The 12,855-nt window shown below is 40.5% G+C and carries 9 protein-coding genes; 1 reads left to right on the top strand and 8 read right to left on the bottom strand.

Annotation, left to right across the window (positions count from 1 at the left end):
- Positions 1-17: 17 nt before the first annotated feature.
- The 6 genes from D8855_RS05615 to mecA all read right to left on the bottom strand — a co-directional run bounded on the left by D8855_RS05615 (position 18) and on the right by mecA (position 7,752).
- On the bottom strand, positions 18-1,766 hold the full coding sequence (locus D8855_RS05615; protein WP_125416476.1) for an ABC transporter ATP-binding protein: 1,749 nt from the start codon (positions 1,764-1,766) through the stop codon (positions 18-20).
- A 1-nt stretch (position 1,767) separates the two neighbouring features.
- Positions 1,768-3,492: an ABC transporter ATP-binding protein gene (locus tag D8855_RS05610; RefSeq protein WP_125416474.1), complete on the bottom strand. Its 1,725-nt coding sequence runs from the start codon at positions 3,490-3,492 to the stop codon at positions 1,768-1,770.
- A gap of 60 nt (positions 3,493-3,552) precedes the next feature.
- Positions 3,553-4,491 carry a peptide-methionine (R)-S-oxide reductase MsrB gene (msrB, locus tag D8855_RS05605; protein WP_125416472.1) on the bottom strand — a complete coding sequence of 313 codons (939 nt, stop codon included), beginning with the start codon at positions 4,489-4,491 and terminating at the stop codon, positions 3,553-3,555.
- 214 nt (positions 4,492-4,705) lie between these two features.
- Positions 4,706-5,575: a homoserine kinase gene (thrB, locus tag D8855_RS05600; protein WP_125416470.1), complete on the bottom strand. Its 870-nt coding sequence runs from the start codon at positions 5,573-5,575 to the stop codon at positions 4,706-4,708.
- A gap of 1 nt (position 5,576) precedes the next feature.
- Positions 5,577-6,863: a homoserine dehydrogenase gene (locus D8855_RS05595; protein WP_049487265.1), complete on the bottom strand. Its 1,287-nt coding sequence runs from the start codon at positions 6,861-6,863 to the stop codon at positions 5,577-5,579.
- 151 nt (positions 6,864-7,014) lie between these two features.
- The gene (gene mecA, locus D8855_RS05590; RefSeq protein WP_004257313.1) at positions 7,015-7,752 is read right to left on the bottom strand and encodes an adaptor protein MecA; all 738 of its coding nucleotides are present in this window, start codon (positions 7,750-7,752) and stop codon (positions 7,015-7,017) included.
- A gap of 124 nt (positions 7,753-7,876) precedes the next feature.
- Here mecA and D8855_RS05585 point away from each other — a divergent pair, with 124 nt between their 5' ends.
- Positions 7,877-9,355 (top strand): oligosaccharide flippase family protein, encoded by a 1,479-nt coding sequence (locus D8855_RS05585; RefSeq protein WP_125416468.1) that lies wholly within the window; start codon positions 7,877-7,879, stop codon positions 9,353-9,355.
- A 47-nt stretch (positions 9,356-9,402) separates the two neighbouring features.
- Here D8855_RS05585 and D8855_RS05580 read toward each other — a convergent pair whose 3' ends face one another.
- Positions 9,403-11,994: an MBL fold metallo-hydrolase gene (locus D8855_RS05580; protein ID WP_125416466.1), complete on the bottom strand. Its 2,592-nt coding sequence runs from the start codon at positions 11,992-11,994 to the stop codon at positions 9,403-9,405.
- Between the two features lie 39 nt (positions 11,995-12,033).
- Positions 12,034-12,846: a LicD family protein gene (locus D8855_RS05575; RefSeq protein WP_125416464.1), complete on the bottom strand. Its 813-nt coding sequence runs from the start codon at positions 12,844-12,846 to the stop codon at positions 12,034-12,036.
- Positions 12,847-12,855: the final 9 nt, after the last annotated feature.

Here is a 12,855-nt window from a genome sequence, read left to right as displayed (position 1 = left end):
TTTTAAAATAGAAAGGCTTATTCAGAGCTAAAAGCGGCAGCTTGCTGCATTTGGTAATACTTGCCCTTCTTAGACATAAGGTCATGATGGTTGCCATACTCAACAATATCACCATCCACCAAGACTAGAATCAGATCCGCATCCTGAATGGTTGACAGGCGGTGGGCAATGATAAAGCTTGTACGCCCCTTCATGAGTTTGGCAAAGGCATCCTGAACCAGCACTTCTGTCCGCGTATCGATGGAAGAGGTTGCCTCGTCTAAGATAAGAATCTTTGGAATAGCCAGAAAGACTCGGGCTATGGTCAAGAGCTGAGCCTGACCGACAGAAAGAGATTCTCCAGCATTTTCCAACTTGGTATCATAGCCTTGAGGTAGCTGTTGGATGAAAAAGTCCGCATTGGCTGCCTTTGCAGCAGCAATCACTTGCTCCCGACTGGCATCAGGATTTCCAAAGGCAATATTGTCATGAATGGTTCCTTGCTTGAGCCAGGTTTCTTGGAGCACCATCCCAAACTGCTGTCTCAATGATGCTCGGGTATAGTCATAAATGGATTGGTTGTCTAGCAAGATATCTCCTGAGTTAATGGGATAAAATCGCATAAGGAGATTGATAAGAGTTGACTTTCCAGCACCTGTCGGACCAACAATAGCCACCTTGCTACCAGCTGGAATATCAATAGATAAATCCTTAATCAAAATCTTTTCAGGATGGTAGCCAAAATAGACATGTTTAAAGGAAATAGCTCCCTTAACTTGGTCACTAGTCAACTCTTCCTTACCTGTTTCAGCCACCTCAGGACTATCTAAGACTCCATAAACACGTTCTGCACAAGCCAAGGCACTTTGCAACTCAGCTAAAACTGAAGAAATATCGTTAAAAGGCTTGGTGTACTGTTGAACATAGTTCAAAAAGGTCACTAGACGTCCAATGGTCAAGGTTGACCCCATCATGATACGATAAGCTCCAACTCCAGCAAGAAGAGCGTAAATGAGCGCATTAACAAAGCGAGTCGAAGGATTGACCGTTGAAGAGTAAAAGATGGCCGACTGAGAATAACCTGCATAGTTGTCATTAGCCTCACGCAGCCTTTGGATAAAATCTTCTTGAGCATTAAAGGACTGGATAATGGTCTGCTGGCTCAACGATTCTTCAATCAACTGAGTCTGAATTCCCCTCGTCTCTGTTTGCTTTTGGAAGAGATGATAGGAGCGTTTAGCAATAAAGCGTGAAATCACCATAGACAGTGGCGTCAACAGCAAGACCAAGAGGGTCATGAGGAGGTGAATTTGCAGCATTGCTAGAATACTAACTAAAATCATTAAGACGCCAATAAAAAATTGGTTAAAAATCATGGTCAAGCCAGCTGCCAACTGTTCGATGTCTGTGGTTACACGACTGACCATCTCCCCACTGCCTTGCCGATCCACAAAGGCAATCGGCAAACGATGAAGCTTATGTATGATTCGTTCTCGCAAGTCTCTGGTATAAGAGAAGATTAGGCGATTATAAATAAGAGGATTTACCCATTGTACCAGAGTATTTCCTATTACCACCAAGATCATCTGAATAAAAATCTGCCAAAAAACTAGCGAAGAACCAGCAACTAGGACCTGGTCAATGATCTGCCCAATCAAGATAGGTAGGTAAATTGATAAGCCAACTTGGGTAATGGTTCCTAGAAAGGCTAGGAAAAGGAGGAAGGGATGGCTTGCTAAATCCTTAGCCAAACGTTTGAGCGTCTGGTTTGCGGTTTGTCGTCTCACACTAGTCCTCCTTTCCATGTTGGGATTCATTGATTTCCCGATAGACTTGGCTTGATTTCATCAAGTCATCGTGCTTGCCGATAGATAGTAACTCACCTTTTTCCAAAAGGAGAATCTGGTCAGCCATCTGTAAAGTTGAGGTTCGTTGAGAAATCAAGATTAAGCTCGTGTCTGGCAAATTTTCTCGGATAGCTTTCAAGAGCTTGGACTCGGTAATGGTGTCGAGAGCTGAGGTCGCATCATCTAGGATGAGAAATGGAGCTTGGCGCAAGACTGCTCGGGCGATAGACAGACGTTGTTTTTGCCCGCCTGAGAAATTTCGCCCTCCTGCCTCAACTAGGGCATCCAAGAGTCCTTCCTTTTCACTGACAAAATCCTTGGCTTGTGCAATTTCCAAGGCCTGCCAAAGTTCTTGGTCCGTTACTTCGTGATTGAAACCCAGAGTCAAGTTGGAACGAATGCTTCCCTTAAAGAGTTCGACTTTTTGGGGCACATAGGCAATCCAAGACCGCCACTGCTCAAGATTACGAGGACTAGATCCATCTCGATAAGGGTAAATGCTCCCCTTGTCTGCTGGGTAAATTCCAAGTAAGACTTGCACCAAGCTTGATTTACCAGAACCTGTTCCCCCAATGATACCAAGGATTTGCCCTTGAGTCATATCAAAGGAAATGTCTCTCAAAGAAGGCTGGGCCGCATCAGGATAGGTAAAGGTCAGTTCTTGAACTTGTAAAACCTGATCACTGGTAGCTTGCTTTTGTTCTAATTTTGAATGGATATCCTCTGGAGCCTCAGCAAAGACTTCCTCGATTCGCTTAGCAGAGATATAGGACTGGTTGAGAGAATTGATTAGCATAGCTAATTTGACCAATTCCACCAAAATCTGTAGGAGATAGTTGATAAGGGCAATGAGGGCCCCTTGACTGAGCAATCCTCCTTGAATAGAAACATATCCCTGCCATATAATGAATAGGAGAGTTCCATTTACAATCAGATAGGTCAGGGGTGTTAATAAACTGGACCAGAAACCTGTCTTTTCTTGTAATCTAGCATAGACTTGGTTAAGAGTTTGAAAAATCTGTAACTCTCGTTTTTCTTGTCCAAAAGCACGAATAACCCGCATTCCTTGTAATTGCTGACGTGTTTCCTGAACCAGTTGATCCGTTTTCTTTCTGAGACTGCTATAGAGAGGATTGACCAACCGAGAAAGGCCTACAATGACGATGGTCAAAATGACAACCATGACCAAGAACCAGAAAGTCAGCTCAGCCGAGATGCGATAGGCCATAAAGATAGCCCCAAAAACGATAATAGGCGCTCGTAAAAAGAGACGCAGGAATTGATTTATACCAGTCTGAATCTGGTAGGTATCCGAAATCAAGCGAGTGACCAAGCTAGAAGTGGTCAAACGGTCTCTACTGTCCTTAGGTAAAGATAGAATATGACGATAGAGGTCGTTTGTCAATTCCTTGGCAAAACCCACCGCAGCCTTAGCTGAGTAGAACTGGGCTATTAAGGCCACTACAACACCAATTACTGCAAAGATAAGGAGCAAACCAATCTGCATCCAGAGATGACCTTGATTTTTCTGGGGCAAGGATTGGTCAACAATTCCAGCAATCACCATGGGAACCAAGAGCTCAAAAACAGCTTCTAACAGCTTGAACAAGGGTGCTAAAATTGATTCCTTGATGTAGGGTTTAAAGTAAGATAATAGGTGTTTCATAGATCCCTTCTATTCGTTTTCTAGAAATGAAGAAAGTGGGAAGAACCCACCATCTCTGATTTATTTGTTTAAGTAAGGCAGTAGATAGCCATATCCTGCTTCTTCCATCTCATCCTTGGCCACAAAGCGCAAGGATGCAGAATTAATACAGTAACGAAGTCCACCTAACTCCCGAGGGCCATCTGTGAAAACATGACCCAAGTGAGCATTTCCTGACCGAGAACGAACCTCGATTCGCTCCATTCCATGACTCAGGTCCTTGTAATAGTGAATCAACTCTTTGGAAATTGGACGGCTAAAACTTGGCCAACCACAACCTGAGGCAAACTTATCCTTGGCAAAAAAGAGTGGCTCACCTGTCGTGATGTCTACATAAATTCCCTCTTCAAAGGTCTGGTCATAGGCATTGCTAAATGGAGCCTCTGTATCAGCTTCTTGTGTAACACGGTAAGATTCTTCAGTTAGGCTTTCCTTTAGCACCTCTTGACTAGGCTTTTCATAATTTGCTGCGTCAATCAATGGCTTCTCAGCATCAGTCACATCGATATGACAGTAACCTGAAGGATTCTTCTTAAGATAGTCTTGGTGGTAATCTTCAGCCAGAATGTAGTGGCGAAGTTTCTCCACCTCTACTGCAATCTTTCGCCCAAGCATGCGCTCCTGCTCCTGCACCACTGTGTAGATAGCTGGCAAATCAGCTTCATCTTGGTAATAAATTCCGGTCCGATACTGACGTCCACGGTCATTCCCTTGTTGATTGACTGATAATGGATCAATAACACGGAAATAATAGAGTAAAATTTCTCTAAGTGAAACTGCCTTCTCATCATAAATCACTTGAACCGTTTCTGCATGGTCTGTTTCCTTGAGCAACTGGTAATTGGTCGTTTCGACTTGACCATTAGCGTAGCCAACACTGGTTGCTAGCACTCCAGAAATGCGTGAAAAATATTCCTCTAGGCCCCAAAAACAACCACCTGCTAAATATATTTCTGCCATCTTCGTTTCTCCTTTACCAAGTTTTTAACTAATACTCTTCGAAAATTAAATTCAAACCACGTCAGCTTCCATCTGCAGCCTCAAAACAGTGTTTTGAGCAGCCTGCGGCTAGCTTCCTAGTTTGCTCTTTGATTTTCATTGAGTATAAACTTCTTTTCAAAAAAAGGATAGGAAGCCCTCTGATCAAGAGTTTCCCCATCCTATCTTCTATTCTTTATTTTGCTTCGACACGGACACCTTGGGTATCAACTTTCAAGTCATGAAGTTTTCCTTTGAAAGGTTGCTTTTCCAATTCCGCCTTAATCGTTGGCATCTTGTCATGAGAAGCCAAAACCATAACTGTCGGCCCAGCACCAGAAAGGTAGGTTGCATAGGCACCATTTTCTTTGGCTACTTGCTTAATCGTTGCAAATTCTCTCACCAAGTCCTGACGATAGCGCTCGTGGAAGAGGTCGCCCTCGATTGCTTGCCCAGCGGTCACCATGTCTCCTGCCAACAAGGCTGCAACCGCCACATTGGCGATAGAACTAGCCGCAACAGCTTCCTTGTAAGACAATTTCTTAGGCAAGACGCCACGGCTGTCTCGAGTACGCAATTCATAGTTTGGAATGTAGGCTAGGAAATCACACTCTGGGAAGTCTGCTACGATAGCAGAAACTTGCCCTTCAACGGAACTTGCAATAACGAGATTACCATAAATGGCTGGAGCCACATTGTCAGGATGCCCTTCAATCTTTGTCGCTAACTGCAATTTTTCATGGTCTGTCAAGTTGAGCTTACCCAATTGATTGGCTAGTTCAATCCCAGCAACAATAACAGAACTGGAAGAACCCAAACCACGTGCCAAGGGAACATCACTAGTCATTTTTAAACGTCTTGGTTGCAAGTCTGGTACAATTTGCAAAGCAATTTTGAGCAAGAGATTACGATCGTCATGTGGAATCCATTTGCCAATCTGGTGTTCAATCAGCCACTCATCTCGTTCTTCACATACCTCAATTTGAAGATACTTGGTTACAGCTACACCGACCGAGTCAAATCCTGGCCCGATATTGGCACTGGTTGCAGGTACAATAATTTTCATCTTATTCTCCTAGCACCTTGAAGGTATTCAAGAGGTCAAATTCTGAAACCTTCTTCAATTCAGCTGAGACATTTTCAAGCTGGGCTTTATTAATCTTGTGTGTGATGATCACGACACGCGCCTTGTCCCCCTCTTTGCCATCTTGGAGAATTTGCTTGAAGGAAATATCTTGAGCATTGAAGATTTCAGCCAATTTCAAGACCTGACCTTTTGAGTCTGGAGCCAAGATTGAGAAGTAGTAATTAGCTTTGACATCCTCAGGATTTGCCAAGACCAAGTCACGGCTATATTCGTTGAAGTCTTTGCCAATGGTTCCATCATTCAGGCGACGAACGATACGGACAATATCCGCCACAACACTTGTTGCAGTTGGTTTTTGACCAGCACCTGGTCCGTAGTACATAGACTCACCGATACCGATAGATTCTACAAAGACAGCGTTCATTACCCCATTTACACTGGCAAGTGGATGCGCTTTAGGAAGGAAGGTTGGAGTCACTTCTGCAGCAATTCCTGAAGAAGTTTCCTCGATAGAACCAACCAATTTCACTACATAACCCAAGTCTTGGGCTACAGCTACGTCTTCTGGTGTGATGTTACGAATTCCCTTGTGAGCTACATCATCAAAGGCAACCTTCATGCCAAAGGCAAATTGGCTCAAAATCACCATCTTGTAGGCTGCATCAATCCCATCTACGTCATTTGTCGGGTCGCTTTCTGCAAATCCTAGACGTTGCGCTTCCGCAAGAGCATCATCGTAAGACCAGCCTTCTTCCACCATCTTGGTCATCATGAAGTTAGAAGTTCCGTTGACTACTCCAAGCACGCGCGTGATTTTATCAGAAGCCAAGGAATTTGCCAAGGTACGAAGAATTGGAATCCCACCAGCTACTGCTGCTTCGTAGTAAAGTGCTACCTTGTTAGCTTTAGCGATTTCTAACAATTCTGCACCATGGACAGCCAAAAGGTCCTTGTTAGCAGTAACAACGTGTTTTCCAGCTTCCAAGGCACGAGTGATAAAGGTTTTAGCAGGTTCGATACGCCCCATCAATTCCACTACGATCGTAATGTCTTGATCTGACAAAATGTCATCCACATTGGTTACAAAGTTAAAGTTATTCCCTGCTGCAAGCAAGCGATTTTTCTCATCTTCATCCTTGACCAACACCTTAGCAACTTCAATCTCTGAATGTGCTGATTGATTAATTTTTTCTCCATTTTCCTTTAGGAGGAAAGGCACACCACTTGCAACGGTACCAAATCCTAGTAAAGCAATTTTAACTGTCATGTTTGTCTCCTCGAAATTTTCTAATATAGCCATTATAACAGAATTTTGTGAAAATTCCTATTATAGTAAATCACTATTTCAGTCTAGAAAAGAAAAAACGAATCTGATGATTCGCTCTTCTTAAAATCTAGAAATAGGTTTCCAGAAATGATTATACAATCTTTTGCAGATTAAGCACTGCATCGTGATTGATCAAGACTTGACCATACTCCTGCAATACTGAGCGGCTGATATCACTATCATCTGCAAACTCGCGCATACGAGCCAACAGCCAAGCTGGATATGGACTTGGATGATTTTCAATATCCACTAAAATGGTCAAATAATAGCGCTCATTCATCTTGTAGAGTTCAGAAGTTTCCATCTCAAAAGTCACTGTCTTTGAAAAAGCCACCAAGTCAGCCAACTTAGCAAAAGAAAGGATGTAGTAGATGTAAGGTTCTTTCTTACTCTCAGCTTCTTGTTCAGCCTGCTCCTTCTCTTCTTCCTTGGCTTCGACTTGTTCTAGAGATTGAATCGCTTCGATATCATCCTTAGTTTTGTCAGCGATACTTTTTTCCAGGGTTTTGATAAATTCATCAGGCGACATTTGAGCCAATTCTTCCATGTCTGGTAAATCCGATAAATCTTCAAAATCTAGATTTTGGTCAATCTTTGATTTGGTTACAAAGACATCGACCTTATCAGGTTTTGGAGTCACACGGAAGCTCAACATACCTGTATCTAGAAAGCTATCAGGCATCTCTAACTCATCCAAGATAGCATAAAAGAACTCTTCTGTTTTTTCTTGAGGAACGAGAAAGTCAGCAATCTCCATGCCTCGATCCATCAAATCCTCTAAAGACATCGTGATTTTCAAAGTTGTATCACTAATTTGTTTCATTTTCATTGCTAGTAACCTCATACTTTCAGTTCTATCTATTATACTAGATTTTTACGATTTTATCAAAAGAATGAAGCGAGAATGTGATATAATACTAGAGACCATTTTACAATACAAGAAAGAAAGTACAATGAAAAATATAAAAGTTAATGCACTGGCTAGCTTGCTAGTCAATGTTCTCAATATCGTTTTTCCACTGATAACCAATCCTTATCTGACGCGGATTCTCAGCAAATCCAACTACGGTTACTTCAATACAGCCAATACCTGGGCTAGCTTTGTCATTCCTTTAGCCGCCTTTGGAATATACAACTACGGGATTCGTGCTATCAGTAAGGTTAAAGACGATAAAGATCAGATTAATTATGTCTTCTCCAAGTTATTCTATATATCTGTAATTACTTCTGTCCTTACAACAAGTATCTACTTTTTGTTTATTTACCTAGATAATAGTATTGAAAATTTGAAAGAACTCTACTATATACTTGGTGTCCAGGCTCTCTTCCAATTCCTTTATATCGAGTGGATGAACGAGGCTTATGAAAACTATGCCTTCATCCTTTACAAGACCTTGGTTATTCGTATTGCCATGTTGGTCGCTATCTTCACCTTTGTTAAAACTCCAAATGATATCGTACCTTATGCAATCATCATGAGTGCGACAACTATCCTCAACTACCTGCTCAGTTTTCTTTGGATCAAGAGAGAAGTTTCCTTTGTCAAAATTGGTCTCATGGAATTAATCAAAGCATCTAAGCCACTCTTGACCATGTTGCTTCTAGCTAATGCCAATATGCTATACACCTTACTTGATAGAATGTTTATCACCAAAGGGCCTGATGAAAACTACATTTCTTACTATACCATTGCTTCTAGCATCGTTATGTTGATTGCCAGTGTCCTGAGTGGAGCTATCAACGTCAGTATTCCACGTCTCGGCTACTATCTCGGTAAGAAAGACTACGAATCTTATAAAAATCTTCTGAACCAAGGAGCTGCCCTCTTTTACTTCCTTATCATTCCAACCAGTATTGGGATGATGGTATTAGGAAACTACGCTGCAGTCATCTACTCTTCTGAAAAATACCTTGAAGCTGGTATTGTGACTAGTGTCTTCGCCTTTCGAACTATCATTTGGGCTATTGAGTTGATTCTCGGTAAACAAATTATCTTCATCAACGACCACGAAAATCGTTTAACAGCCTTTTACTTTATTGGTGGCGGAGCTAATATCCTACTCAACAGTCTCTTGTATTTCAATAATATTTTTGCACCAGAGTACTACATTGCTACTACTATTATTGCAGAAACTGTAGTTGTTCTACTGGAAATTTACTTTATCAAGAAACATCAGCTACTTGATTTAAAAGAGATCTTTACTACTTTAACACGCTATACTATTGTATCGCTCGGATTCATTCCAATTTATTTCACTTTTAAATTTCTTTTCCAAATCAACTCTTATACAATCAACCTCAATATGATACTCATGGTACTCTCGACTGTTGTAACCTGTGGAATCTACTATCTCTTGATACTTTTTATCACAAAAGATAAAACATTCCATTATGCACTCAATCTTGCTCTTGCTAGGATTAAAAGAAATTAAAAGAATCCCCTGCTAATAGACTATTCTACTAGCAGGGGATTTTCTCATTATTCCTTTTCTTTCTTGTCGGAACTACTTGACTCTATAATTGAGTCCTCTTTTTGTTTTTCTGAATTAGAAGAGTTCATTTCTTTTTGTTTTTCTTGCTTTTCTGCCTTATTAATCTTGTCTGATTTATCAGTTAGAGTAGATGTTTCCTGTTTGTTTGTAGAATGATTTTGCTGCTTATCAACAGTAACTACTTGTCTCCATACACCTTCTTCATTAACTTTATAACCATCAGGTGTTGTAGAATTTTTTAATAAGGAACCATCTGCTTGGAAATAGTACCAATTACCATCAACCTGTTTCCAGCCAGTTTGCATCGCTCCTGTTGAATCAAAGTAATATTGATCACCATTAACTTTTTGAAGACCAACCAACATGATGCCATCTTCAGGATTTAGATAATACCAGACGCCTTTGTCTTTTATCCAACCAGTTTTCATGGCTCCATTTGATTCAAAGTAACGGTAATGATTATCAAACCATTTCCAGCCAGTCTGCATGGCACCAGACGCACTAAAGTAATATTGCTTGCCATCTACTTGATTGAGTCTAACCAACATAGTGCCTTCCTTAGATTCAAGATAATACCACATATCATGATCTTTTAGCCAACCAGTTTGGAGTGCACCAGATGCAGCGTAATAATGCCAGACATCATTTGACCACTGCCAGCCAACTTGCATGTTACCTGAGGATTTAAAGAAATAGGTTTTTCCATCAATCGCTTTAGAGCCTACAGCCATGATACCTGTTTCTGGATCCAAATAATACCATGATTCTTTATCTTGCAGCCAACCAGTTTGCATAGCACCTGAGTTCGTATAGAAGTACCAGCTATTGTCTTGCCACTTCCAGCCAGTCTGCATGGCACCACTAGCATTCAAATAGTAACGAATACCCTTTATATCTTGTCTGCCAGTTAACATGATGCCATCTTTATCCAGATAATACCATGTTTCCTGATCCTTGACCCAGCCAGTTTTCATAGCTCCAGAACTTGCAAAATAGTTCCAGTGACCATCAACAAAGGCCCAGCCAGTTTGCATGACACCTTCTTGATTAAAGAAGTATGTGCTTCCATTGATATTCTTTTTACCGACAGTCTTTAGACCATCCTCATCATAGAAATACCAAGCTGAATCAATCTTTTGCCAAGTTGAAGGCTTACCTGAAATTTGTAGTACGCCACTTTCGCTAAAGAACATCTTCTTACCATTAAAAACTTGGTGTCCTGTCAGCATCTTACCATCTGCCGCAAAAAGGTATTTTTTCCCTCCAATTTCAGAGAGCTCGCTAAATCGTCTAGCACCATTCGACTGGATATAATACCAAGAGTTATCTAGCTTGAACCATCCACCAGTTTGCATTTTACCATTTTTGTTCAGATAGTAATCATTCCCCTTGGCATTTTCTCCCCAGTCGTCATTAAGGTGAAGCCAGCGGCCTGCTTGCATTTGTCCTTTTCCATTAAAGAAGTAAGTGGCTCCGCCAATCTCTTTCCAGCCGATAGCCATTTCCCCGTCAGACAAACGATATTTCCAATAGCCATCTTCTTGATACCATTTTTCGTCAACTACTGGGATATCAGGGAAGGTATTTGAAACATTAGCAAATCCTTTATCGCTAATATCAAAAACAGTAGCGTCTTGAGTTTGGCTAGCAGCACGAAGAACCTGAATATTTTTCTTCTGAAGGTATTCTCTAGTTGAAGCAACATTAATATCTCCACCAGTTGTCTGAATAATCATTTTTGGTGATAAGTTTTCAAGGAAATTAATCGTATTTGAAATTGTCGCATCATAATGGTGGTTCCATTTCATCATATCAACCTTGCCGATAACTGGACCTAACTTATCTTCTGCTCCTTCGGCATTATCCAAATCTCCACCAAGATAGATTCTCTTTCCTGCCACAGTCACTACTGAAACAATGGAGTTGGAGTTATCATCTCGAACTTTTTTCAGATTCCCGTCAGCATCATATTCATTCTTATAGTTGTAGAGCTGGATATCCATATCACCTAATTTTATATGGCTATCCTCATCTGAAATATTCTGGATAAGCGTAACTCCTCGTTTTTGAGCTGCTCTCAAAGCATTATCATAATTGAAAAGATTATTCCATAGCCCCCACTTTGCTGTGATTCGATCATCTGAATATTTTTTCAAATAAAACTTACCAACCTGATAACGATTGAGTATTTCGTCTGCTCCACCAATATGATCACTATGAACATGAGTTCCTATGATAAAATCTAATTTTTTAACACCTATTTCATCTAGGTGGCGAATCAATCTATCCTCTAATACTTGATAATTTCTCATAGAAATTCCCCAACGACTTGGATAGCGTGGGTCACTCCCATCAGGAAAATCATAGTCTTCTCCCATATCAATCAAAGCATAGTGACCATTACTTTCCAGAAGGATGGCGTCACTCCCAGATTTTGCTTTAGTATTTATGAAATGGATACGATTGCCCGAACCTGCAGAGATAGTATTTGCATCTACTCCTTGCGATAACTGAATCAGCGTTAGAAAGAATACAAGAAAACTATACCCAACTAATTTTATTAACTGTTTATTTTTCATCTTGAAAACCCCTTTATTTTAAAAGATAAGAAACTTATACTAATCAATCCAATAATTTTTATCTCCTCCTGGCACTTGTTGCTCAATGGGTGGCGGACTCATATAGTTTTCTCCAAATTCGTAGACAAGTAATTCATGGTATTTTCTCGGAACCTTGACCACAATGTTTTCATACGGCATATCAATCAAATCATAGAGCCATTCTTTTTTTATACCATCTGGATAATAGGGATCATAGATAGTACAAGTGAGATCCGTTGCTTGATCCACACTATACTTCAAAGCAAGACTCTCTAATTTTTGGTTCCATATCTGTGGGGAAGTTAAGCGAAAAATAGCTGACCCTATATAACGAGGGAGATTTTTAAGTCCACCATTCTCAGACTTAATCCCTTTAAAATTCAAAGAAGAAAGACGAATGAAATATTTGTAGAGCTTCATTTTCTTCTGGTCACTTTCTTGCGTTACGACACCATCATATGGAAAGATGTCAACGCAGGTTCCCAATACGACCGTTTTATCTATAAGATTAGCATCTCGACGTGTCCTCACATCATAGACTCGCATATAACTGTAAGGATACCCCTTTGTTTCTCTGAATGAAATTAATTTGTAGTAGGGATGATTTTCATTTTTTAAAACCTTATACAGTTTTTCAAATTCATCACGCGCTAAGGAAATATCTGTATCATCATCCCAAGGTATAAATCCTTTATGGCGTACAGCTCCTAGTAATGTTCCAAAATCAATAAAATATTTGATTTGATGTTGTTCACAAAGATCATGAAGATACTTTAAAATATCTAATTCTACTTGTTTGATTTCTTCAAGAGTTAAAGTTCTTTCAGGCATAGGTTTTAT

This window comes from Streptococcus mitis (assembly GCF_003942685.1).
In the GTDB taxonomy this organism is placed as follows: domain Bacteria; phylum Bacillota; class Bacilli; order Lactobacillales; family Streptococcaceae; genus Streptococcus; species Streptococcus mitis_CD.
This window is presented reverse-complemented; position numbering and strand designations above follow the sequence as displayed.